General features: G+C 63.9%; 16 protein-coding genes. 12 read left to right on the top strand and 4 right to left on the bottom strand.

All coding sequences use genetic code 11. From position 1 onward, the window contains the following. Positions 1 to 75: 75 nt before the first annotated feature. From cobJ to cobG, 4 genes are read right to left on the bottom strand one after another with little or no spacing between them, the layout of a single operon-like run. Positions 76 to 1,782, bottom strand: coding sequence for a precorrin-3B C(17)-methyltransferase (cobJ, locus tag ACNFHO_RS20815; RefSeq protein ID WP_416767211.1), 1,707 nt, complete (start codon positions 1,780 to 1,782; stop codon positions 76 to 78). Then, a complete protein-coding gene (locus tag ACNFHO_RS20810; protein ID WP_172964810.1) occupies positions 1,770 to 2,504 on the bottom strand; it encodes a precorrin-2 C(20)-methyltransferase in 735 nt (244 codons plus the stop codon). Before ACNFHO_RS20810 ends, cobJ begins: the two co-directional genes overlap by 13 nt. Further along, positions 2,501 to 3,127 carry a precorrin-8X methylmutase gene (locus tag ACNFHO_RS20805; RefSeq protein ID WP_416767210.1) on the bottom strand — a complete coding sequence of 209 codons (627 nt, stop codon included), beginning with the start codon at positions 3,125 to 3,127 and terminating at the stop codon, positions 2,501 to 2,503. Before ACNFHO_RS20805 ends, ACNFHO_RS20810 begins: the two co-directional genes overlap by 4 nt. Next, complete coding sequence (cobG, locus tag ACNFHO_RS20800; RefSeq protein WP_416767209.1) at positions 3,120 to 4,451, bottom strand: precorrin-3B synthase; 1,332 nt, start codon at positions 4,449 to 4,451, stop codon at positions 3,120 to 3,122. The genes ACNFHO_RS20805 and cobG overlap by 8 nt, the downstream gene beginning before the upstream one ends. A gap of 228 nt (positions 4,452 to 4,679) precedes the next feature. Here cobG and cbiE point away from each other — a divergent pair, with 228 nt between their 5' ends. From cbiE to ACNFHO_RS20740, 12 genes are all read left to right on the top strand, one after another. Beyond that, positions 4,680 to 5,891: a precorrin-6y C5,15-methyltransferase (decarboxylating) subunit CbiE gene (gene cbiE, locus ACNFHO_RS20795; protein ID WP_416767208.1), complete on the top strand. Its 1,212-nt coding sequence runs from the start codon at positions 4,680 to 4,682 to the stop codon at positions 5,889 to 5,891. Beyond that, on the top strand, positions 5,884 to 6,978 hold the full coding sequence (locus ACNFHO_RS20790) for a cobalt-precorrin-5B (C(1))-methyltransferase (RefSeq protein ID WP_416767207.1): 1,095 nt from the start codon (positions 5,884 to 5,886) through the stop codon (positions 6,976 to 6,978). Before cbiE ends, ACNFHO_RS20790 begins: the two co-directional genes overlap by 8 nt. Continuing rightward, entirely contained in the window at positions 6,975 to 7,694 is a 720-nt protein-coding gene (locus ACNFHO_RS20785) for a cobalt-precorrin-6A reductase (RefSeq protein ID WP_054894222.1), read from the top strand. The genes ACNFHO_RS20790 and ACNFHO_RS20785 overlap by 4 nt, the downstream gene beginning before the upstream one ends. Before the next feature lie 168 nt (positions 7,695 to 7,862). After that, positions 7,863 to 8,300, top strand: coding sequence for an NfeD family protein (locus ACNFHO_RS20780; RefSeq protein WP_054894581.1), 438 nt, complete (start codon positions 7,863 to 7,865; stop codon positions 8,298 to 8,300). A 24-nt stretch (positions 8,301 to 8,324) separates the two neighbouring features. Continuing rightward, entirely contained in the window at positions 8,325 to 9,179 is an 855-nt protein-coding gene (locus ACNFHO_RS20775) for an SPFH domain-containing protein (protein WP_054894580.1), read from the top strand. 183 nt (positions 9,180 to 9,362) lie between these two features. Continuing rightward, positions 9,363 to 9,749: a DUF2946 domain-containing protein gene (locus tag ACNFHO_RS20770; RefSeq protein WP_054894579.1), complete on the top strand. Its 387-nt coding sequence runs from the start codon at positions 9,363 to 9,365 to the stop codon at positions 9,747 to 9,749. 44 nt (positions 9,750 to 9,793) lie between these two features. Further along, positions 9,794 to 10,276: a copper chaperone PCu(A)C gene (locus tag ACNFHO_RS20765; RefSeq protein WP_063546333.1), complete on the top strand. Its 483-nt coding sequence runs from the start codon at positions 9,794 to 9,796 to the stop codon at positions 10,274 to 10,276. 19 nt (positions 10,277 to 10,295) lie between these two features. Continuing rightward, positions 10,296 to 10,733 (top strand): DUF2946 domain-containing protein, encoded by a 438-nt coding sequence (locus ACNFHO_RS20760; RefSeq protein ID WP_416767206.1) that lies wholly within the window; start codon positions 10,296 to 10,298, stop codon positions 10,731 to 10,733. A 67-nt stretch (positions 10,734 to 10,800) separates the two neighbouring features. Continuing rightward, the gene (locus ACNFHO_RS20755) at positions 10,801 to 12,858 is read left to right on the top strand and encodes a TonB-dependent copper receptor (RefSeq protein WP_416767205.1); all 2,058 of its coding nucleotides are present in this window, start codon (positions 10,801 to 10,803) and stop codon (positions 12,856 to 12,858) included. A gap of 57 nt (positions 12,859 to 12,915) precedes the next feature. Then, complete coding sequence (locus tag ACNFHO_RS20750; RefSeq protein WP_416767203.1) at positions 12,916 to 14,283, top strand: PepSY-associated TM helix domain-containing protein; 1,368 nt, start codon at positions 12,916 to 12,918, stop codon at positions 14,281 to 14,283. A 239-nt stretch (positions 14,284 to 14,522) separates the two neighbouring features. Continuing rightward, positions 14,523 to 15,929, top strand: coding sequence for a D-serine/D-alanine/glycine transporter (cycA, locus tag ACNFHO_RS20745; protein WP_112899282.1), 1,407 nt, complete (start codon positions 14,523 to 14,525; stop codon positions 15,927 to 15,929). Between the two features lie 159 nt (positions 15,930 to 16,088). Continuing rightward, on the top strand, positions 16,089 to 23,252 hold the full coding sequence (locus ACNFHO_RS20740) for a Tc toxin subunit A (RefSeq protein ID WP_416767201.1): 7,164 nt from the start codon (positions 16,089 to 16,091) through the stop codon (positions 23,250 to 23,252). The last annotated feature ends 155 nt before the right edge of the window (positions 23,253 to 23,407 follow it).

Genomic DNA, 23,407 nt, shown 5'->3' with positions numbered 1-23,407 from the left:
GCCTCGGCTGCCAACCTAATGAGAAGAACAGGATGCGGGCGCTGCGTAACCCTTCCCCGGCGGGCAAGCGCTCCCTCAGGAGTCGCGGCCGTACCAGCGAGGGGTGTAGACCCAGCGCCCCCCTCCGACCTTGTCGATACAGCAAGTGGTCGAGGATCCAACCAGCACCATCGTGCGCATATCGACCATCTCCGGCAGCAGCTCTGCCAGCGTGACGACCTTCAGCGTCTGCCCCGGCCTACCGATATCGCGACCAAGGACTACGGGCGTGTTGCCCTGTCGATGCCGGCGTACCACCTCCAGCGCCACACCGAGCTGGTGCGGTCTGGACTTTGAAATCGGGTTGTAGAAGGCCAGTACCAGGTCGGCTTGCGCCGCGAGGTCCAGGCGCTTCTCGATGATCGACCAAGGTTTGAGATTGTCCGACAGTGACATGACGCAGAAGTCATGCCCCAGCGGAGCTCCGGCCTGGGCAGCGGTGGCCAGGGATGCGGAGACGCCCGGCAGGATCTGCAGATCGACCCGGTGCCAGGCCGGATCGCTGGACTCGTGCAGCGCCTCTAACACGGCGGCTGCCATGGCGAACACCCCCGGATCGCCCGACGACACCACCACCACCGAACGCCCTTGTGCGGCAAGTTCGAAGGCATGGCGCGCGCGCTGCATCTCTTCGCGATTATCGGTGCAGTGCAGCACCTGGTCGGCACGGAAAGGGCCGGCCATGCGCACGTAGGTTTCGTAACCCAGCACATCCTCGGCGCGAGCCAGTTCGGCCTTGACCGCCGGCACCATGAGGTCGGCGGCGCCAGGGCCCAGTCCGATCACCGCCAGGCGGCCGCGTAGACGGCCGACCTGTTGTGGAACGATCGGCGACGGCGTCACGGCGATGGCCAGTCCGCACTGTTCGATGACCTGTGCTCCATCCAGTGCCTGCGTGGCCATCTCGGCCAGGCTTGAACGTGACGACGCAAACCGCAGCGGCACACCAAGGTCTCGCGCCGCCTCATGCAAGGCTGGCTCGGCCATGTCATCCTCACCCGCCAGCAAACACGCCAGCGAGGCTTCAGCGATATTCGCCGCAGCCAGGGCAGCACGCACCCGGGCGGGGAGGTCTGGCTGGGCGACATCCACCGCCACCAACACCGAACGCACATGGATCAGCAGTTCGTCGCGGCTAGCCGGACGTGCCTGCCAGCCGACATGAATACTGCGTCGGGCTGCTGCGTCTTCGGGCAGTTGCGCCTGGGCCAGCCAGGGCGCCGCGCCTTCGATGCGCACGCTCTCGCCGGCCAGCAGGTCAGAGACGAAGCGCTTGCCCTGCTCCAGGTCCGCCAGGGCGTAGCCTGTCGGCGGATTGAGCAGGCAGGTGCCGAAACGCAGCTCACCGCTGGTGGTGATGGCCGCCGCCACCCCCAGCACCTCGCCGATCTCCCGCGCCATGACATTGACGCCGCTCAGGCCGCCCAGCAGCGGTACCACGGCGCTGCCGTCCTCCGCCACCGCCAGCACCGGCGGCTCGGCGCCCTTCTCGTCAAGCAGGGGCGCCAGGGTGCGAATGACGATCCCGGCCGCGCACAGGGCGATGATCGGCGCACCCTCGCGGTACAGGCCGCGCAGGGTGTCGCCGAAGGATTCGTAGCAGTGCTCGACACCTTCGACCCGGCCGCTCAGGCCGTAAACCCGCGCCTGTGGATAACGCTGCTGGATCCGCTGGGCGGTGGCCAGGCTGCCAGGGCCGAGAATGACGATGGCCGGTGCCTTGTCGCTGTTCATCCCTGCCATTTTTCACCCGGTACCACGATCAGCGAGAAATACGGCGAAGACTGCGGATCAACCGCGTCCAGCGCGACGATCTTCTGGTTGGCCATGGTTGCGCGCTCCACGTACAACGCGCGACCGTCCAGGCCCAGCTCGGCAAGCACCTCGCGCACCTTGGGGAAGTTGCGCCCAAGCTTCATGATCACTGCGGCGTCGGCATCGGCCAGACGGCGCTTGAGTTCTTCGTGGGGCAATACACCGGAGAGCACGGTCAGGGTCTGGTTGCGGTAGACCAGCGGCGCACCGAGTACGGACGCCCCGCCGAGCATCGAGCACACGCCTGGGATCACCTCGGCCTCGTAGCGCTGGGCCAGGCGATCGTGCAGGTACATGTAGGAGCCGTAGAAGAACGGATCGCCTTCGCAGATCACCGCCACATCACGACCGGCGTCCAGGTGTTCGGCCACCTGCACGCTGGCTTCGTCGTAGAAGTCGCTGATCACCTGCTCGTACGACAGCGGTGCCGGCAGCACCTCGGTGGTGACCGGATACACCAGCGGCAGCAGGGTCTGCTGCGCCTGCAGGTGCGCCTCGATGATACCGAAGGCATTGCCACGCTTGCCCTTGGCCACGAAATACGCCACCACCGGCGCCTCGCGCAGCAGGCGCAGGGCCTTGACCGTGATCAGTTCCGGGTCGCCAGGGCCAACCCCCAGGCCGAGCAGACGTCCACGGGGCTGCATCATTCCACCTCCGTGGCGAGCGCATTGACAGCAGCGGCGGCCATGGCGCTACCACCCAGGCGCCCCTGCATGATGACGAACGGCACACCCCGGCTGTCGGCGGCCAGCATCGCCTTGGACTCGGCAGCGCCGACGAAGCCTACCGGAAAGCCCAGGATCAACGCAGGCTTGGGTGCACCGGCGTCGAGCATTTCCAGCAAGTAGAACAGCGCCGTCGGGGCATTGCCGATCACCACCACGCTGCCCTCCAGATGCGGGCGCCACAGCTCGAGGGCCACCGCCGAGCGGGTGTTACCGGCGTCCTTGGCCAGGACCGGCACGCTGGGATCACGCAGGGTGCAGATGACCGGGTTGTCGGCCGGCAGGCGCGCGCGGGTGATGCCTTCGGCAACCATGTGCGCGTCGCAGAGAATCGGTGCGCCCTTGGCCAGGGCCTGGCGCCCCGCCGTTCCGGCACCTTCGGAAAACTGCAGGCCGTCGATGGCCTCGACCATGCCGCAGGCGTGGATCACCCGCACCGCGAGCTTTTCCAGATCGGCCGGAATCCGCTCCAGGCGGGCCTCCTCGCGAATGATGCGGAAGGAATTGCGATAGATCTCCTGACCATCGCGGATGTAGTCAATCATCTAGGTGCTCCGTCGGCAGGTCGAGCATGGCGCCTGCTTCTTCTGGGGTAAGGTCGGATGCGCGCAGTCGGCCGAAACCCGGCAGGCGTGCATCGCGAAAATAAAGGTCATAACGGCCCGGGGCGCGGGCCAGCAGGGTGGCCGGGGCGACATGGGCCACGGCACAGGAACGCGGGCAGCCCGACAGGTGCACACTGGCCGGGGCGCCATGGTGCAGCAGGCCGGCGATCACCTGCGCATCGGCCTTGGTGTCGGACTGGCCCTTGGCGCAACCACTGGAGCCGGTGCAAGCGCTGATGCGTGCAAGTGGCTGCAAGACGTCGTTGATCATGCCCAGCGCCTTTGTCTCGGCTTGGGCCTGCCCGAGCAGCGATGGATCGAAGTTCGGCAGCACCAGGCTCTGCCAGGGTGTGAGCCGCAGGCTGCCATCACCGGCCTCGCGCGCAAGCCTGGCCAGGCCGCGAAGCATGGCGGGCGTCAAGCGCCCCAGCGGCGGCGCCACGCCGAATGCACTGCCCTCACGCTGGGCCAACACACCGAGCCAGCGCGGTGTGGCAGGCACACGCCGCCATTGACGCACAGCGCTGTCGCGACGAATCGGCAGGCCCAGCCCTTCGACGAAATCCTGCACGGGGCAGGTCTGCAGCAACTGGCGCATCCGTGTCTGCTCGGGCGTGGCCAGGTCGAGGAAGCGCTCCAGCACCGCCTGCACCAATGCCACCCCCTGCTCCAGCGGGACGGCGCCAACGGTTGCGCCATCCCCCGGGCAGCCCGCCAGCCCAAAGGCCAGCCACACCTGCCGGTCAAGCAACAGCGCCGACAGCCACAGGTCATGGGGGTGCGCGAGCATCGCCAGGGACTCCCCCGCGTCGAGCTGCACGGCGAACTTGGCCGACAGTTCATGCAGCCGCGGGGTGGTTTCCAGCAGGTGCAGGATCTGCCCGGCCAGGGGCCGAATGTCGATCAGCATCGCCGGATCGACACCGGCCAACGGGCTGAGCATCAGGTTGCGGACATCGTCACCGGCCGCCTCGCGCGGGCCGAGGCCGGCATCGAGCAGGTGCCCGACCAGCGCCAGGTGGTGGTCGCCGATACCGCGTATCTGCAAGTTGGCGCGGTTGGTTGCCTCGATCACCCCGCCGGCGAAGCGCTCGGCAGCCTCGGCCACTGCCTCTGCCTGCTCGGCCAGCAGCAGGCCGCCGGGCAGTTTGATCCGGCAAATGCCGCCATCACGCGCCGCGACGATGCGCCACAACCCCGGGCAAGCCGAGGGGCGGGGCGAAACGGCGGGTGTGTGGGGTGGCTTCAAGGGGGATTCCGGCAATCGTGAAGACGCGCTTCAGTGTAGAAGGCGCGGTATTATGCCTGCTTTGTCCGGCGGCATGAAAAGCCGATGGTCGAGCAATGCATCAGGACCGTGTCGTCCTTTTCGCGGGCAAGCCCGCTCCCACAGGTATCCTGCAGGTCCGGATAGCTATGGGAACGGCGGTTCGCCGCTGCGGCTTGCCTGCGAAAAGGGCGACACGACTCCCAACACGACGGAAATGATCAGATGACCCCCTGGCTGACAGTAGTAGGCATCGGCGAAGACGGCTTCAGCGGCCTGGGCAAGCAGGCCCGGCGCGCGCTGCTGTCTGCTGCACGTATCTTCGGCAGCCCGCGCCAACTGGCTCTGTTGCCGCGCTGCGTGGTCGGTGAGCGCCTGGCCTGGCCCAGCCCGTTCTCCCTCGGCCCTGTGCTGGCCCTGCACGGCGAGCCCGTGTGCGTGCTGGCCAGCGGCGACCCGATGTTCTACGGCGTTGGCGCAAGCCTCGCGCGCCAGGTCCCGGCCGAACAGATGCAGGTGCTGTCGATGCCCTCCTCCTGCGCTCTGGCCGCCGCCCGTCTGGGCTGGCCGTTGCAGGAGGTGCAGGTGGTGTCGGTGGTCGCGCGGCCGCTGGCGGCGCTCAATGCCCAACTCTACAGCGGTGTGCGCCTGCTGGTGCTGAGCAATGACGGCGACAGCCCTGCGGCCATTGCGCAGTTGTTGCGTGAACGCGGCTACGGGCCGAGCCGGATGCAGGTGTTCGAACACTTGGGCGGCCCCGATGAGAAGCGCCTGAGCGGCAGTGCAGAGGACTGGCCACACGCCCAGGTCGCAGCACTGAACCTGGTCGCCATCGAATGCCAGGCCGCGCCGGACAGCCCGCGCCTGTCGCCCATCAGCGGCCTGCCCGACAGCGCCTTTCGTCACGACGGCCAGTTGACCAAACGCGACGTGCGCGCCATCACCCTGGCACGCCTGGCACCACAGCCAGGCGAACTGCTGTGGGATGTCGGCGCCGGCTGTGGCTCGATCGGTATCGAATGGATGCGCGCCCACCCCAGCTGCCGCGCACTGGCCATCGAGGTCGACGAAGGTCGCCAGGCGTTCATCGAATACAACCGCGACCAGCTCGGCGTTCCTGGCCTGCAGTTGATTCGCGGCAAGGCGCCACAAGCCCTGGCCGATCTCGAACGCCCCGACGCCATTTTCATCGGCGGCGGCGTCACCGGCGAAGGCGTACTGCCCTTGTGCTGGGAGCGTCTGCGCCCTGGAGGGCGGCTGGTAGCCAATGCCGTGACCCTGCAAAGCGAACTGGCCCTGGCGCATTTTCGTGAGCAGCATGGCGGCGAACTGACCCGCATCCATGTGGCCCAGGCCCAGGCCCTGGGCAGTTTCGATACCTGGCGCCAGGCCTTGCCGATCACGCTGCTCGAGGTGGTGAAACCCCTCGATGCGTGAAGAAACCCGCGAACAGCCCGCGCCACTTCGCAGCGGCCTGACCACCGGCAGTTGTGCCACCGCCACCAGCCTGGCGGCAGCACAGTTGCTGCTCACCGGCCAGTCCACCGACGCCGTGCAGATCACCCTGCCCAAAGGCAAGCAGGTGCAGATGCGCCTGGAGTTCTGCCGCCGAGACGGCGAGCGCGCCGAGGCCGGCACCGTGAAAGACGCAGGCGACGATCCCGACGTGACCCACGGTGCCCTGCTCTACAGCCAGGTGCGCCTGATCGACGAGCCGGGCGTGCGCTTCGTCGCCGGCCAAGGCGTGGGCACGGTGACACGTCCCGGCCTGGTCCTGGCGGTCGGGGAACCTGCCATCAACCCGGTGCCGCGGCGGATGATCAGCGAACACCTGCAGCGACTGGCAGGCGACTGCGCCTACGCGGGCGGATTCGAGGTGACGGTGAACGTGCAGGGCGGCGCGGAGCTTGCGCTCAAGACCATGAACCCGCGGCTGGGCATTCTCGGCGGGCTGTCGATCCTCGGCACCAGCGGCATCGTCCGGCCGTTTTCCTGCTCGGCCTACATCGCCTCGATCCACCAGGGCATCGACGTTGCCCACACCAACGGCTACACCCACATCGCCGCCTGCACCGGCAATGCCAGCGAAGACACCATGCGCCGGGTCTATGGGCTGCCGGAAATCGCCCTGATCGAAATGGGCGACTTCGTCGGCGCGGTGCTCAAACACCTGCGCAAGGTACCGGTGCCACGCCTGACGCTGTGCGGCGGTTTCGGCAAGATCAGCAAGCTTGCCGCGGGCCACATGGACCTGCACAGCCGTCATTCGAGCATCGACCTGCCGCAACTCGCAGGTTGGGCAGCCGATATCGGCGCAGACGCCGTCCTGCAGGCGGCGATCATCGGCGCCAACACCAGCCAGCAGGCGCTGGCTCTCGCCCATGCCGCCGGTATCGCCCTGGGCGATGCCGTCTGCGCCCATGCCCTGGCATTCGCCCGCAGCGTGGTGCCTGCACAGGTGCAGGTCGAGGTTTTCGCCATCGACCGCCAGGGCGGTGTCGTCGGCAAGGCGGGTGTGCAATGAGCGGCCGTATCTTGTTGCTGGGCGGCGTCACCGAGGCGCTGGCCATCGCCCGGTTGCTGGGGCCGGAGCATGTCTACAGCCTCGCCGGTATCGGCCGTATCCCACAGGACCTGGCCTGCCAGGTGCGGGTGGGCGGTTACGGCGGGGCCGACGGCCTGGCCGACTACCTCCGGCGCGAACGGATCGAGCTGCTGATCGACGCCACCCACCCCTATGCCGCACAGATCAGCGCCAATGCCGCACAGGCAGCGAAGGCGGCGGGCATTCCCTGCTGGGCCTTGCGCCGCCCCGCCTGGCAGCCACAGCCGGGCGACGACTGGCGCGAAGTCGAGGGCTGGGATGCGTTGATCGACGCATTGGCGCCTTTCAAGCGCCCGTTATTCACCCTGGGGCGCGAGCCGCTGCAACATCTCGAAGACATTCCGGCCCACCAGTTCTGGACCTTGCGTGCCCTGGAAACCTGCGCGGGCAATGAACGTTGCGAGGTGATCGGCGCACGGGGGCCGTTCCACCTCGAGGATGAACGAGCACTATTCGAGCGGCGCCAGATCGATGTACTGGTCAGCAAGAACAGTGGCAGCGCCGCGACCGAGCCAAAGCTTGAAGTGGCGCGCGAGCGTGGCGTGCCGGTGCTGGTGTTGAAGCGACCGGAACTGCCGGAGGTGGATCGGCTGTTCGGATCGGTGGCGCAGTTGCGCGAAGCCTTGTCGATATGAGCAGCGCACTCCACTCTGTGGGAGCGGCGGTTCGCCGCTGCGACTCGTCCCGCGATGGGCTGCGCAGCAGCCCCGGCCGTTTCCGAAGCCACCATCCTCCACTGCCAATAGTCTTCCCGCGTCCCCTGCCGTAAACTTCAAGCCCCCTCACCGCAAGGCCCTGCCCATATGGAAATGCAATGGTGGATCTGGCTCGTCTTCGGCATCGCCCTGGTCCTGCTCGAACTGGTCCTGCCTACGTTCTTCATTCTCTGGTTCGGCATCGGCGCCATCCTGGTGTCGCTGATCGCCCTGGCCGCCCCGGCCCTGCAACTGGACATGCAGGTGCTGCTATGGGTGGCATTCTCCTCCCTCACCACCCTGCTGTGGTTCAAGCTGTTCCGGCGCAAGAAGCCGGACGTGCGCTGGACCGCCGACAGCGTGATCGGTGAAGTCGGCCTGCTGACCGCCAGCGTGTCGCAGTTCCAGAAAGGCCGGGTGCGCTTCCAGAAGCCCATCCTCGGCAACGAGGAATGGACCTGCGTCGCCGACAGCGACATCCCTGCTGGCGAGCGCGTTCGCCTGGCCGCCATCGAAGGCAACACCGCGCGGGTTACCCGCCCCTGAATCCGTACTGAAAGGAAGCTTGCAATGACCAGCCTCATCGTCGTCGGCGCCATCGCCCTGTTCGTTCTGATCACCCTGTTCAAGGGGGTGCGCATCGTGCCCCAGGGCGAGGAATGGATCGTCGAGCGTCTGGGCCGCTACCACAGCACCCTCAAGCCCGGCCTGAACATCCTGGTGCCGTACATGGACGTGGTCGCCTACCGCCTGCCGACCAAGGACATCATCCTCGACGTGCAGCAACAGGAAATCATCACCCGCGACAACGCGGTGATCGTCGCCAACGCCCTGTGCTTCGCCAAGGTAGTCGACCCGCAGAAGGCCTCCTACGGCGTGCAGAACTTCTCCTTCGCCGTCACCAGCCTGACCATGACCTCGCTGCGTGCCATCGTCGGCGCCATGGACCTCGACGAGGCGTTGTCGAGCCGCGAGCAGATCAAGGCGCGCCTGCGCGAGGCGATGTCCGAACAGACCGAAGACTGGGGCGTGACCGTACGCTCGGTGGAGATCCAGGACATCAAGCCTTCGGAAAACATGCAGAAGGCCATGGAGCGCCAGGCCGCAGCCGAACGTGAACGAAAGGCCGACGTGACCCGCGCCGAGGGCGCCAAGCAGGCCGCCATTCTCGAAGCCGAAGCTCGCCTGCAGGCCGCCAGGCTGGACGCCGAGGCGCAGATCAGCCTCGCCGAAGCCTCGGCCCGGGCGATCACCCTGGTGCGTGAAGCGGTGGGCAACGAGACCACCCCGGCCATGTACCTGCTGGGTGAGCGCTACATCGGCGCGATGGAGAACCTGGCCGGGAGCGACAATTCGAAAGTCGTAGTGTTGCCAGCGGACCTGCAGGAGACCGTGCGCGGGTTGCTGGGGCGCGGCAAGGCCTGATACCGGCGGTGACTGCTTCGCGGGCAAGCCGGGCCGCCGAACCGCCGTTCCCACAAGCCCGCGAAGAACACAACACCGATTTCAAGCGCTGCGCACCGACAACTGCGGCACTTCACCGCACCCCCGCATTTTTACCTATACTCCGCCGTACAATAGCCACCTGATTCCTGACCGGATCTCTCCATGCCCCCACGTCGGCACATCGCCTGGATAGCCTGCCTTGCAGTGCTGTTCAACCTGCTGGCCATGCCGCTGTCTTCTGCCGCACCCAAGGGCCCGGCCGAACAGCTGCTGTGGGGTGCCTTCTGCTCGACTGGCGCGGGCAAGGCCAAGCTCGATGTCCAGGCCCTGGCCAAGATCGACCTGGGCCAACAGGACGACCACTCCAACATGCAGCACTGCTGGTGCTGCTCGGGTGCCTCGCCTGTGCTCGCCCTGGCCAGCCACGCACCGCAACTGCACAGCCCGCTGCAACTGCGCTTCGGCCAGGCACCACCACTCGCCACGCACCAGCCCACGCCGCGCCAGCTCTGGCCGGCACTCAATCCGCGAGCCTCTCCGTTAGCCTGAGTTCAAGACGCTGTTCCTGAACCTGTACAGACCGGAGACTCACCATGCTCAAGCAAGCCCTCATCCTGGCCACCCTGCTGCTGCCCAGCGCCTTCGCCAACGCCCACGAATACAGTGTCGGCGACCTGCATATCGCCCACCCCTGGTCGCTGGAGCTGCCACCGAACGCGCCCAATGTCGCGGCGTATTTCATCGTTCACAACAACGGCAAGGTCGATGACCGCCTGTTGAGTGTCGAAAGCCCCGTCAGCGATGACGCCCAGTTGCATGAACACGCCAAGACCGCAGCCGGCGCCATGAAGATGCAGCAGGTACAGAGTGTGGTCGTACCTGCAGGCAAGGACCTGACCTTCGCCCCCAGCGCCTATCACGTGATGCTGATGCAGCCCAAGGACCGCAGCCTGCTCACTGACGGCAAGCGCTTCCCGCTCACCCTGCACTTCGAGAAAGCCGGCGACATCACCGTCGACGTCGCCGTGCAGAAGCAGCCGCCCGCCGACCAGGCAGGACACGAACACGCGCACTGACCGTTGACAGGCGCTCGTCATGAGCTTGCCGCGCAACAGCACAGCCCGCAGCACCCGCCCTGATCGCAGGCGCGTCGGTGGCGGCTGGCTGAGCCTGTTCGCCATGTGGATGATTTTCATCGGCCCGCTGATTTCCCAGTCGATGCCGATGGATCACCACGCCGGCATGAACATGAGCATGGCCATGGACATGCCCATGGCCGCGGGGCACCCGCATGCCGGGCAAGACCACCACGGTCAGGGCAATGACGGCCAGCTACACGCCGATTGGGAGAAATGCGGCTACTGCAGTTTGCTGTTCAACTGCCCCGCCCTGCCCCAGACCCTCAGCCCACTCAGCCTCGCCAGCACCATCCCGACCACCCTCTCCACCTGCCCGACCCGCCAGGGCCATGCCCTGCAAGCGGTGTTTCCCGGTGCCCGCAGCCGCGCCCCACCTCCATCGATCAACGTCTGACCACTCCGTTTCACGCCCGAAGCCATGAGGCTTCGCGCTTACTCATGACTGATCGACTGGAATCATTATGTCCGGCTGCACCCCTGTTTCTGCCCTGTCCCGCCATGGGACCCTCGCCATGCTCTGCGGCTCGCTGCTGAGCCCGCTGGCGCTCGCCGTCGAGCCTGGCCACGAAGGCCATGACGCCCCGGAGCTGAGCCCGACGGTAATCACCGCCATCGCGCCCAGCTCGCCGCTGACCGTAGTCACCAACCCCAAGGATCCACGTCAGCCGGTGCCAGCCAGTGACGGCGCCGACTACCTCAAGACCATCCCCGGCTTTTCCGCCATCCGCTCCGGCGGCACCAACGGCGACCCCGTGCTGCGCGGCATGTTCGGCTCGCGCCTGAACATCCTCACCAACGGCGGTGTGATGCTCGGCGCCTGCCCCAACCGCATGGACGCCCCGACCTCGTACATCTCGCCGGAAACCTACGACCGCCTGACCGTGATCAAAGGCCCGCAAAGCGTGATCTGGGGCCCCGGCGGCTCGGCTGGCACCATCCTCTTCGAGCGCGAGCCGGAGAAATTCGGCACCCTCGGCAGCCGGGTCAACGCCAGCCTGCTCGCGGGCTCCAACGGCCGCTTCGACAAGGTGCTCGACGCCGCCGCCGGCAACAGCCAGGCCTATGCGCGCTTCGTCGGCAACCAGTCGCGCTCGGACGACTACAAGGACGGCAATGGCGATACCGTGCCTTCGCGCTGGGACAAATGGAACGGCGACGTGACCCTCGGCTGGACCCCGGATACCGACACCCTGCTCGAACTCACCGCCGGCAAGGGCGATGGCGAAGCGCGCTACGCCGGACGCGGCATGGACGGCTCGCAGTTCAAACGCGAAAGCCTGGGTCTGCGCTTTGAAAAGTCCAACCTCGGCGAGGTGCTCGACAAGGTCGAGGCGCAGGTCTACTACAACTATGCCGACCACGTGATGGACAACTACAGCCTGCGCACGCCCTCGGGCAGCGGCATGATGGGCATGCCCATGGTCAGCAACGTCGATCGGCGCACCCTCGGCGCACGTATCAAGGCGACCTGGCGCTGGGCCGACGTACAGTTGATCAGCGGCATCGACGCGCAGACCAACGAACACCGCAAACGCGGCGGCATGGGCGTCGATGCGCACAAGGGCAAGCCCTGGACCAAGGACGCCGACTTCCATAACTACGGCGTGTTCAGCGAGCTGACCTGGTACGCCACCGGCGAGGATCGCCTGATCAGCGGCGCGCGCCTGGACCGCGCCTCGGCCCGCGACTTCCGCCAGGCCAGTGCCACCCATGGCGATACCCGCGCGGATACCCTGCCCAGCGGCTTCATCCGCTACGAGCATGACTTGGCGGCGATTTCCGCTACCACCTATATCGGCTTGGGCCACGCCCAGCGCTTCCCCGACTACTGGGAGCTGTTCTCGCCAACCAACGGCCCGCGGGGCTCGGTCAACGCCTTCGACAGCATCAAGCCGGAGAAGACCACCCAGCTCGACTTCGGCATCCAGTACCAGGACGAACGCCTGCAAGCCTGGGCCTCCGGCTACGTCGGACAGATCCGCGACTACATCCTGTTCGACTACCGCAGCATGATGGGCATGAGCAGCACCCAGGCGCAGAACATCGACGCCCGCATCATGGGCGGCGAGCTGGGCGCGGCGTACAAGCTCGACGAAAACTGGAAAGCCGACGCGACGCTGGCCTACGCCTGGGGCAAGAACAGCAGCGACGGCAAGGCCCTGCCGCAGATGCCCCCGCTGGAAAGCCGCCTGGGCCTGACCTACAGCCGCGATGCCTGGAGCGTCGGTGCGCTGTGGCGCCTGGTCGCGGCGCAGAACCGCATCGCCCTGAACCAGGGCAACGTGGTGGGCAAGGACTACGAGAAGAGCGGCGGTTTCGGCGTGTTCTCGCTCAACGGTGCCTACAAGGTCAACAACAACCTCAAGCTCAGCGCGGGCGTCGACAACCTGTTCGACAAGGCCTACGCCGAGCACTTGAACCTGGCCGGGAACGCCGGGTTCGGCTACCCGGCGGCAGACCCGCAGCCGGTCAACGAGCCGGGCAGGACCTTCTGGACCAAGGTCGATTTCAGCTTCTGACAATAACAACCGGGGCGCGGGCCTGACCGCGCCCCACCTGGTCGAACGGGAGGCTCCGTGAGCAAACCAAAGCAATCCTTCTACAACCTGGCCTGGCGCTGGCATTTCTATGCCGGGCTGTTCGTCGCGCCTTTCATGATCCTGCTGGCGATCACCGGGATCATCTACCTGTTCAAGCCGCAGCTCGACCCGTGGATGTACCGCGACCTGATGGTGGTCGAGGCCGGCCCGCAGCGCCAGAGCGCCGACACGCTGCTGGCCCAGGTGCGCCAGGCTTATCCACAGGGCCATGTCGGCCAGTACCTGCCACCGCTGAACGCCGAGCGCAGCGCGCAGTTCGTGGTGCATGACGGCGGCCGCGAACTGAACGTGTTCGTCGACCCGTACAACGCCAAGGTGCTGGGCGCGCAGGACGGCAAGCAGAACCTGCAGGCCATCGCCCGCGCCCTGCATGGCGAGCTGATGGTCGGCACTGTCGGCGATCGGCTGGTGGAGCTCGCCGCAGGCTGGGGCATCGTGCTGGTGGTGTCCGGGCTTTATCTGTGGTGGCCACGTGGCCGCAACCGCCGTGGCGTGCTGTGGCCACGCCTGTCGGCACGCGGGCGCGTGCTCTGGCGCGACCTGCATGCGGTCAGCGGCTTCTGGGGTTCGGCACTGCTGTTGCTGATGCTGCTCAGCGGCATGACCTGGACCGGGCTGTGGGGCAAGCAGTACGCCGACCTGTGGAACCGTTTCCCGGCGGCGATGTGGAACGACGTACCGAAATCCGACCAGCAGGCAGGCGCGCTGAACAGCGCTCATCGCCAGACCGTGCCCTGGGCCCTGGAGAACACGCCGATGCCAGTGTCCGGCGCGCATGCCGAGCACATGGGCCATCACGACATGCACAGCGCCCCGGCCGCGCCGCAGATCACCCTGCAGCAGGTCGAGGATCTGGCCAACGCCCGCGGCGTGGCGCCGGGCTACAGCATCACCTCGCCGAGCACCGCTGAAGGCGTGTTCACCATCGCGGTGTTCGCCGACGATCCACGCAACGACGCCACCCTGCATGTCGACCAGTACACCGGCAAGGTCCTGGCCGACGTGCGCTGGCACGACTACAGCCCGGTAGCCCGCGCCACCGAGCTTGGGGTGATGCTGCACGAGGGCAAGATGTTCGGGCCGCTCAACCAGATCGTCATCCTGCTGGTGTGCCTGATGATCCTGCTGGGCTCGGTGAGCGGGTTGGTGATGTGGTGGAAGCGCCGCCCGTCCGGTGGGCTTGGCGTACCGCCGCTGCGGCATGACCTGCCGCGCTGGAAGACGGCGGTGACGGTGATGCTGGTGCTGGGTGTCGTGTTCCCGCTGGTGGGCGTGTCGATGGTAGTGATGTGGGTGGTCGACAGCCTGGTGGTGCGGCGGGGGCGGGTCGCGGTTCAGGCTTGAATCGCGTCGGCCTTTTCGCGGGCAAGCCCGCTCCACGGTACGGCGCAGACTGGGGTTCAGCGCTGTACCGTGGGGAGCGGGCTCGCCCGCGAAAAGGTCAACTCTTGACTGCGGTCAGTCAAAAATCCCCACTGCACCGCCAAGATCGTGGCGATCTGTCACGCCCGCACCTTTGCAGTGCGTGTTAGCCTAACCGGCTTTCGCTCACAAGAAGACTGACCCTCAATGGAATGCAGCCTATGACCCGGACCTCATCCCCCCAGGCAGATGACCAGCATCTGCAGCGCAACCTGACCAACCGCCACATCCAGCTCATCGCCATCGGTGGCGCCATCGGCACCGGCCTGTTCATGGGCTCGGGCAAGACCATCAGCCTCGCGGGCCCGTCGATCATCTTCGTCTACATGATCATCGGCTTCATGCTGTTCTTCGTCATGCGTGCCATGGGCGAGCTGTTGCTGTCGAACCTCAACTACAAGTCGTTCATCGATTTCTCCGCCGACCTGCTCGGCCCCTGGGCCGGCTACTTCACTGGCTGGACCTACTGGTTCTGCTGGGTCGTCACCGGTATCGCTGACGTGGTGGCGATCGCCGCCTATACACAGTTCTGGTTCCCCGACCTGCCGCAGTGGATACCGGCGCTGACCTGCGTGGCGGTCCTGCTGTCGCTGAACCTGGTCACGGTGAAACTGTTCGGCGAGATGGAGTTCTGGTTCGCCCTGATCAAGATCGTCGCCATCCTCGGCCTGGTCGCCACCGGCCTGTACATGGTCATCACCGGCTTCCAGTCGCCGAGCGGCCACACGGCCAGCCTGGCCAACCTGTGGAATGACGGCGGCATGTTCCCCAATGGCCTGTTCGGCTTCTTCGCCGGTTTCCAGATCGCGGTATTCGCATTCGTCGGCATCGAGCTGGTAGGCACCACCGCCGCCGAAGCGAAGAACCCCGAGCGCACCCTGCCACGGGCGATCAACTCGATCCCGATCCGCATCATCGTGTTCTATGTGCTGGCGTTGATCGCGATCATGGCGGTTACACCCTGGCGCGACGTGGTCCCGGGCAAGAGCCCGTTCGTCGAACTGTTCGTGCTGGCCGGCCTGCCGGCAGCGGCAAGCATCATCAACTTCGTGGTGCTGACCTCGGCCGCTTCGTCGGCCAACAGCGGCGTGTTCTCCACGAGCCGCATGCTCTACGGCCTGGCCCAGGAAGGCGATGCACCGAAGGCCTTCGAAAAGCTCTCGCGGCGCGCCGTACCGGCCAACGGCCTGTACTTCTCCTGCCTGTGCCTGCTGCTCGGCGCGGTGCTGATCTACCTGGTGCCGAACGTGATCGAAGCCTTCACCCTGGTGACCACGGTGTCGGCGGTGCTGTTCATGTTCGTCTGGACGCTGATCCTGCTGTCGTACCTGAGCTACCGCAAGCAGCGCGCGGCGCTGCACGAGAAGTCGATCTACAAGATGCCTGGCGGGCGTTTCATGTGCTACGTGTGCCTGGTGTTCTTCGCCGGCATCCTGGTGCTGTTGAGCCTTGAGGCCGACACCCGTTCGGCGCTGGTGGTGACCCCGATCTGGTTCCTGATCCTGGCGGTCACTTACCAGTTCGTGCGCAGCAAGCGCCAGCCGCGCACCGTGGTGCGCAACCACTGAGCATGAGGATCCGCCAGCCCTTGTCCCGCCTGGGCTGGCGCACACTACTGATATTTCTGTCAGTTGTGCGATTTCACCTTCATCCGTCAAATAGCCCCAGGACCCAAACGTCATGGCCTCCCTGCCTGACGTGTCTTCATTCGCCTGGAGCACACCGTCATGTCCGATCAGAGCAACTTCGCCTGCAGTTACGCCCATCTGTTTCCCGAGCAACTGGCCAACCCCTGCGACCCCGCTGCGCCTGAATCGAATACTGGCCCCATCGCCTACCTGCATGCGCTTTATCAGAAGGCCCTGAGCATCGAAGCGACCAGCGAATCGGGGCAACGTCAGACACTGGCTCAGCGTCGTCCGGATCTGGCACAACTGGTACTGGACCCTGAACGCCTGGAGCAACCTGTCAATGCACTGGCATTGGCCATTTCGACACTGACCCACCATGCCCAGGCCCGCGCAGGCTCAACTGTCGACCTGCCCGAAGTGCTCGCTGAGGCAGGCCTGCATATACATCTGCCGTATCACCATGCGCACGAGCAGATCAAGAGGGTGCTTGCACACAAGAAGATCCCCTACTTCGAACTGCTGCAACAGTCGCTGCGCTGTTACCCGGTGTTCTGCGAAGCGCAACTGCGCAGCAAGGAGCTGCGCCAGGCCATGCGCATGGCCAGCGGCTTCGGACCCGGGGTGCAACAGCTGTTGCTGGATAACGACGCACTGAACAAAAACCTCAAAGATTGGCGCAAATGGTACGGGCTGCAGAACACAACAGAGCAAAAAGCCATCGCCAGCCTGAAGGACGTCGAGACGTTCATGGACAAGACCGGTCTTGCGTTCGAACAGGTGCTGGAGCTGCTGGCCATATCCAGCATCGACGATGAGGCAAAAGCCGGTCACAGCACTGTCCAAACATCCGAGGCTTACCAACCGACGAGCGCAACATCGCTGCCAGACTTCCATCCCGGTGCGGTCTTCATCAATGCACTCAGCAAGGTTCGCCTGACACTGAAAGACACCCTGAGCGGCGCCGGAATCAAGCCGACATTCAACCGGCTCGATTACAACTGCCTGCCACGCATTTATCAGATGATCCACCTGCAACGCGAACTGGGCCTGCCGTTCGCCGAAACCGACCTTCTAGTGATCTCGATCCTCAGGGCCGAGGGCCAGAAAGATGCCTGGAACGTGACGCCCACTACCTTGCGCGCACTGGGGGTGTTCCGCTATCTGAACGAGGCCTACGACATCAGTGCCGAACAGTTCGCCGCACTGGTCTGCGAGGTCTGCCCCTATGCCTTCGGCGTACAGCCTGCCATGCTCGACCGCGTGCTCGATGGCCCCGGCAGCACCGTACTGGATACCTCATCATCACTGGTACTCGATGACCGTGCCCTGGACCCGCAAGACGGCGCCGAAGGCCAGTTAGAGGTACTTCCGGGCCTGGCCAAGGCGTTGGGCGCCGATGAACAGACGACCCTCGATTGGCTGGGCCTGGTAAAAAATGCCCAGCCGACTCAGCAACTGACGTTGTCGCTCTCACTACTGTCGGCACTCTACCGGCTCAGCCGCCTGCCCCGCCTGCTCAAGCGCTCACGACAGGAAACCGATGCCCTGCTCAAGCTGCTGGCCGACGCCGGCATCGACGTGCAGGCACAACTGAGCGGCACCCCGCTGATCAGTGACTTCGAAACCACCGGCATCCTCGATGTGCTGATCGCGCTGACCAACCTGGACCAGTGGCTGCGTCAGCAGCAGATCCTGCCCAGCGCACTGCTTGTTGCCCTGAACCTCAGCAAACGCCACGCCACGGGCTGGATCGAAGGACATCGGCCGAAGGCGCTCAGGTTGCACCAGGCCGCAATCGATGCAGCCTTGACGAGCACACCGATAAACTCCGATGCCAGCGCATCCGAGCCTGTTGATGAACCAGCGCAACATACAGCACTGATTGCCCAACTCCTGGCAGATGTGCTGGGTCTGCCACTGAACACGCCTGGTTTCACCCAGAGTCATGTCCAGCCACTGATCAACTGGGTCGGGAAAAGCCATGCCGAGCTGTTGCAGGCTGCGGATTCGCTGAGAGTTGCCGGCCCTGCACAGGCGAGCGACAAAGGCCAGAGCTGGCTTGATCTGGAAAGTCGTTGCGCAGTGAGCGTGGTGTTTTCGTTGAGCCCCGCAATGATCCAGTGCATCGCGGATCACTCTGGCGGGTTCGCGCTTGAGCGCAGCGACAGGGCACTCACGCTGGATGTTTGCTACAAGCTCGCCTGCCTCAAAGGCTGGGTAGCGGTCAGTGCCGAACACGGACGCACCGAAGAGGACGTTCTCGGATTCTTCAAAGCCTTGAAGCCAAGCACCCTTGCCACAGACCGCCAACAGTTCGCCAGGGCAATGGCCACGCTCTGTGCCTGGACCGAAGAAGACGTCGCGACGGCCTGCCCGCCCTACGAGACGCTCGTGGAAGTGGAGGATACGCGACCGACCTTCAACGATTTCCTGCAGACGCTATCTGCCGACGAGCTGGCCACGTACAAGCACTACAAGATCGAGACGCTGATCAGGAGGGTGGTCGTTCGTGTGGCTGGTACCAGGGCTTACAACGACAGCAGGTTCACCCACTTGCACCGCAAGTTGGTGACGTTCCTGGATCAGCACCCCGGCCCTCTGCTGGTTACCGAACAGCAGTACAAGGACGCCTACAAACCCGACAAATGGCTGGCGGCGTGGAAGACAGTAATCAGATCAGGCCACGAGTATCACCCGCTCGAACTCGAAGTCGCGAGCACTGCGCCGGGTACCGTAAGCCGCTCTGTGGGTATCCCGGGAGTGCCCACCAGCATCAGGCAGATCGACTACATCCTGCGCATGAAATCCCTGGCCCAGGCCACGGGCCTTGCCTGTCGTTCGCTGCTCGACCTCACCGAGCTGACCGAGCGCTCCAGCTACCGTCAGTACGAAGCCTCCAGCCAGCTGCTGCTGGCCAGTACCGACGATGCCTTGCGGGCAAATGTCGACGCACAGATCGCTGAATCGTGGCGTGACGCCCTGACCGGCTATCTGATCGGTCACGGGGCCAAAAGTGCGGGCGACGCATTGGTCACCTTCACCCAGGCCGATGACCTGTGCACGTACTGCCTGTGCGACATCCTGGTCAGCCCCCAGGTGCAGACCACCCTGCTCGACCAGGCCATCGGCAGCCTGCAGAACTACCTGTCGCGCATACATGCGCGCCTGGAGCCGGGGTACCTGGACAATGCCCCGTCTGGTGAGCAGCAACTGACCTGGCAAGGGCAACTGGGTCAATACGGCACCTGGAAGCGCAATCGCGAACAACTGAACCACCCGGCCAACCTGATCCACTACGCCCATCGCACCAACAAGAGCAAGGCTTTTCAGGAGCTGGAAATCGAGCTCAATCAGGGCAAGATGGACACCACCCTGCTGCACACTGCCATCTGCAACTACCTCACCAAATTCGAGCGCATCAGTAACCTGCAGGTGGTCAGCGGGTATCTGGATGGGCACGACCCCAAGCGCAACACCTACCACCTGGTCGCCCGCACTAACAGCACTCCCCTGGAATACTACTGGCGGACCCTGGACATCAGCCTGTGCGACGACAAACGCCGCCTGAGCCCCCTGGCCTGGAGCGAATGGGAGGCCATCTCGCTGTCCCCTGCCGGTGAGATCGTCGGCGCCGCTCAGCCCGACAGCCGCGCCGATCTGGTACGTCCCGTCGTCATTGCCGGTCGACGCTACGTGTTCTGGGTAGAACGCAGCACCACCGATCTGGGCAGTGGTACCGATGCCAACGCGACCCTGCCCAAAAAGCGCAAGCTTACGGTCAACTATTGCTTCCAGCAGAGCGACGATACCTGGAGCACTCCAAACGAGATTCTGTGCCTGGACGGTTTTCTGGAGGGTAGCTGGCAGCCCGATACCCATGCAAAAGGTCCAGAGTTCGAACCAGGTCTGATCGTTACCGTGAATCAGGAAGCGCAGAGACGGAACGATCCCTGGCTGACCGTGCTGCTCTACGACCGCAAGATGGAGACAGGACACGTTCAGAACAAGGATTACTATCTGGTGTTCCGGGACTTGTTGTTGCTTGAGAAGAAAAGCCTGGACAGTACCGAGGCTGATTCGATCAGCAGGGTGTTGATCAATAGTTTCGGGAACGCGCATGCAATTGCTCATCCTTATGATGGTGAAATCTTCGTTACCTCGTTGGTTGAGTCCTATACAGCGCACCATAAAAGCAGCAGAAAGTTCAGTAACCTGTTCGAAGATGAAGCTACTTTTATAACAATCACCAACGCCGATGACAAATCCAAAAAACTTAAAAGACTGGACAACTACTCAGCTTTCACAAAGTCAAAAAGCAAACATGACTTGTTAGTTGAAGATTACACAATCGAAAGTTTAAACTCAGCCGCTCCCATCCAAGCCATTCCAGACACATTTATAGATTTTCAACCAGACGACATCGCTTCGAAAACCCCGCTCGACTTCGAATTAAAAATCATCCGAAAGGAAGACTCAATCACTATCCACGTCACCACGCCCCTCAAAAAACTCCACGCTTCGAGGGACGACTGTTCGAAGATCGAAATAATTTCAACATTTAACGGCGTCAACAGCTCTAAAGTCGAGACATTCACCGACGGCATGTCGATATCTTCAACCCATGTCACAGGTCTCAAATTCTTCCTTACTTACATAGATTCTCAACGCGAAGCATTACCGACCTGGTCATTGAGAGAATACAAAATCGATCCATCCGGTATGACCAAGCCCTGGAGTTTGTCCATTGCAGCCAATGCAAAACAGGCCCAGTACCTGGACCTGAGCGCAGTCAAGCACAACGAACCACTGCTCATCACCGACAAATTCCGCCTCAACACACTCTTTGGCAAAAACCTCGTCGCCCGTGCCAGCCAAGGCGTCGAACGGGTACTTGGCTGGGACACCCAGTCGCTGACCGAACCCGCGCTGGATGACAGCGACACCTCCCCGCCCACCGACTTCCACGGCGCCAATGCGCTGTACTTGCGAGAGCTGTTCCTGCACGTACCGGCCATGGTCGCCATGCGCTTGACCGAACAGCAGCAGTTCGAGGAAGCCGAAGACTGGTACCTGCGTTACCTGTTCAACCCTTACCGCACCAAACCCGATGCCCAGGGGCGGCCTGCCCCCTGGTGCACGCGCCCGCTGGCCGAAGCCGGCACGCTGAGCTCGACCCTGAGCCATGATGTCGACCCCGTCACCTGGGTCTTTTTGCGTTCACGCTATTACCAGGAAGCGGTCTACCTTTCGTTGCTCGAAAATTGGCAGCTGCAAGGCGACCATTTCTATCGCCAGCTCACCCTCAGCAGCCTGAACCAGGCCTGGCTTTGTTATCAGCAGGCACTGCAATTGCTCGGTCCACTGGCCAAGACCGACCTGACCTCGCGCTGGACGCCCGTTGCGCTCGCCGAGCTGAAGGTCGAGGCCTTGCGCAGGCCCATCAACCCGCGTCTGGCCAGACTGCACCAGACGCTCAAACAGCGCCTGTTCAACCTGCGTCATGGCCTGACGCTCGATGGCAAGGTACTGCCAGCGCTGGACTGGAACAGCGAAACCCTGGAAGCCTTCAGCAGCAACCAGGGAACGATAGGCAGCCAACCTGCCATTTATCGAAGAACCCACGAACGGCTGCCACATTATCGCTTCCGTCACTTGCTGCCGATCGCCAAGCAGGCGGCAAGTGAGCTGGCCAAACAGGGCGGTCGGTACCTGGCCTTGATGGAAGGCCAACTCGACAAGAAACTGCTGGTCTTGCGCCAGACTCACCACCTGAAGATGGCGGACTTCGCCATTCGCCTGCAGCAGAAATCAATCAACAGCCTGCAGTCACGCAAATCCGGATTGCTGCTGACCCAGAGCAAGACCACCGCGCGGCTGAACCGGCTGAGCCACTTGATCGACATCGGCCGCTCGCCCGAGGAAGAAGCAGCCACCGCGTTCACCTGGATCGGCAACAGCGCCAAGCTGCTCAGCATACCGTTCGAGATCGCGGGGGCTGCAGTTGAAGCCGCGGTGCCTACTATCTATGGCATGGCGGTCGGCGGGATAAAGCCTGCCGCGCCGATGTACTCGACCGCAAAGAGCCTGAAAGTGGCCAGCGAGGTTTCCGGGATGTTGGCTGCAGAACTCAAAACACAAGCAGGCTACAATCGCCGAGCCGCCACTTGGGCGTTCGAGAAGAGCGAAGCGCAATGGGATCTGCGCATTCTCGGCGCTCAGCTGGACGAACTGGAACTGGAGCTCGGCGCCAGCAAAATCGAGCTGGCGCGTTGTATCCAGGACCGCAACAACCTGCGTGAGGCCCACGCGTCCATGACCGACAGCTTCAGCATCGCGGCGACCTACGACTGGCTCACGGCACGTCAGGAACAGATCTACGGCAGCGCCTACGACGCCGTGCGCTCGCTGTGCCAGATGGCCGAGTCTGCCTGGCGCCTGGAGATCGGCGACTATCGGCGCGCCAGCTTCCTAGACGCCTATGCCTGGCGCGACAAATACAAGGGCATGCTGGCGGGCGATTCCTTGCTGCAGGGTTTGCAGCAGATGGAAAACGAGTACTTGTTGAACAGCGAACGGCGACTGACCATCCGCAAGACCTTCAGCCTCAACGAGCAACTGGGGCAAGCGCAATGGGACAAACTCTTCAAGAGACAGCCCGACGCCGACTCGGCGCTTGCCTTGAATTTCGCGTTTTCGGCAGCAGACTTCGACAAGAGCTATCCAGGCCATTATCTGCGTCAACTGAAACACGTTTCCGTCACCTTGGTGATGAAGAACAGACAGGACCCTACCGAGCTGAGCGCCGTGCTCACTCAGTTGGCAAGCAACACTCTGCTCGAGCCACACAGGATTGCCGCCGCCTCGCTGTACCCCGTCGCGGAAACAGCAACCGCGCAGGAGAAAGAGGCACATGAAACAGCTGCCCAGGATCCCGCACTGGTATTGCGCAACCCTGGGGTCAACCAACAGATCGCTTTGTCTGCCACCGACGCTGACGACGGCGTCGGCCATCAAAACGATTCGTGGCTGTACGAACTGGCACTGCATGACGGGCGCTACCTGCCTTTCGAAGGCACTGGCGCCATTTCGCAATGGGAGCTGAAGATCCTGGGCGACGAGGCGTTGCTCAAAGATCTGTCCGTGATCACCGACATCAAGCTGAACATGGTCTACACCGCCAAGACAGGCGATCAGGCCTTTACGGATGGGGTGTACAAGCTACTCGAAGATGCCAAGGAGGACACGCCCTCCGCCGCCTGACCCGGCAAGGTATGCTCACACCTGCAAGTTCGGCCTGGCGCCGAGCCTGCAGGTGCTGGCCTGCCAGCATTTCAGGGCCGTGACAAAAACATGCAGGCCGAAAGTGTAAATGGCCTGGTAACCCTTTAATCTGCGGTACTGGATCGCACGGGCTT

The organism is Pseudomonas sp. NY15374 (assembly GCF_048068255.1).
Taxonomy (GTDB): domain Bacteria; phylum Pseudomonadota; class Gammaproteobacteria; order Pseudomonadales; family Pseudomonadaceae; genus Aquipseudomonas; species Aquipseudomonas machongensis.
This window is presented reverse-complemented; position numbering and strand designations above follow the sequence as displayed.

Excerpts from the sequence above, each read along its gene's own strand:
- ACNFHO_RS20755 (WP_416767205.1), top strand. The coding sequence starts at position 10,801 with ATGTCCGGCTGCACCCCTGTTTCTGCCCTGTCCCGCCATGGGACCCTC.
- cobJ (WP_416767211.1), bottom strand. The coding sequence starts at position 1,782 with ATGGCAGGGATGAACAGCGACAAGGCACCGGCCATCGTCATTCTCGGC.
- ACNFHO_RS20810 (WP_172964810.1), bottom strand. The coding sequence starts at position 2,504 with ATGATGCAGCCCCGTGGACGTCTGCTCGGCCTGGGGGTTGGCCCTGGC.
- ACNFHO_RS20785 (WP_054894222.1), top strand. The coding sequence starts at position 6,975 with ATGAGCGGCCGTATCTTGTTGCTGGGCGGCGTCACCGAGGCGCTGGCC.
- ACNFHO_RS20790 (WP_416767207.1), top strand. The coding sequence starts at position 5,884 with ATGCGTGAAGAAACCCGCGAACAGCCCGCGCCACTTCGCAGCGGCCTG.
- ACNFHO_RS20780 (WP_054894581.1), top strand. The coding sequence starts at position 7,863 with ATGGAAATGCAATGGTGGATCTGGCTCGTCTTCGGCATCGCCCTGGTC.
- cycA (WP_112899282.1), top strand. The coding sequence starts at position 14,523 with ATGACCCGGACCTCATCCCCCCAGGCAGATGACCAGCATCTGCAGCGC.
- ACNFHO_RS20770 (WP_054894579.1), top strand. The coding sequence starts at position 9,363 with ATGCCCCCACGTCGGCACATCGCCTGGATAGCCTGCCTTGCAGTGCTG.
- ACNFHO_RS20765 (WP_063546333.1), top strand. The coding sequence starts at position 9,794 with ATGCTCAAGCAAGCCCTCATCCTGGCCACCCTGCTGCTGCCCAGCGCC.
- ACNFHO_RS20740 (WP_416767201.1), top strand. The coding sequence starts at position 16,089 with ATGTCCGATCAGAGCAACTTCGCCTGCAGTTACGCCCATCTGTTTCCC.
- cbiE (WP_416767208.1), top strand. The coding sequence starts at position 4,680 with ATGACCCCCTGGCTGACAGTAGTAGGCATCGGCGAAGACGGCTTCAGC.
- ACNFHO_RS20805 (WP_416767210.1), bottom strand. The coding sequence starts at position 3,127 with ATGATTGACTACATCCGCGATGGTCAGGAGATCTATCGCAATTCCTTC.
- ACNFHO_RS20775 (WP_054894580.1), top strand. The coding sequence starts at position 8,325 with ATGACCAGCCTCATCGTCGTCGGCGCCATCGCCCTGTTCGTTCTGATC.
- ACNFHO_RS20760 (WP_416767206.1), top strand. The coding sequence starts at position 10,296 with ATGAGCTTGCCGCGCAACAGCACAGCCCGCAGCACCCGCCCTGATCGC.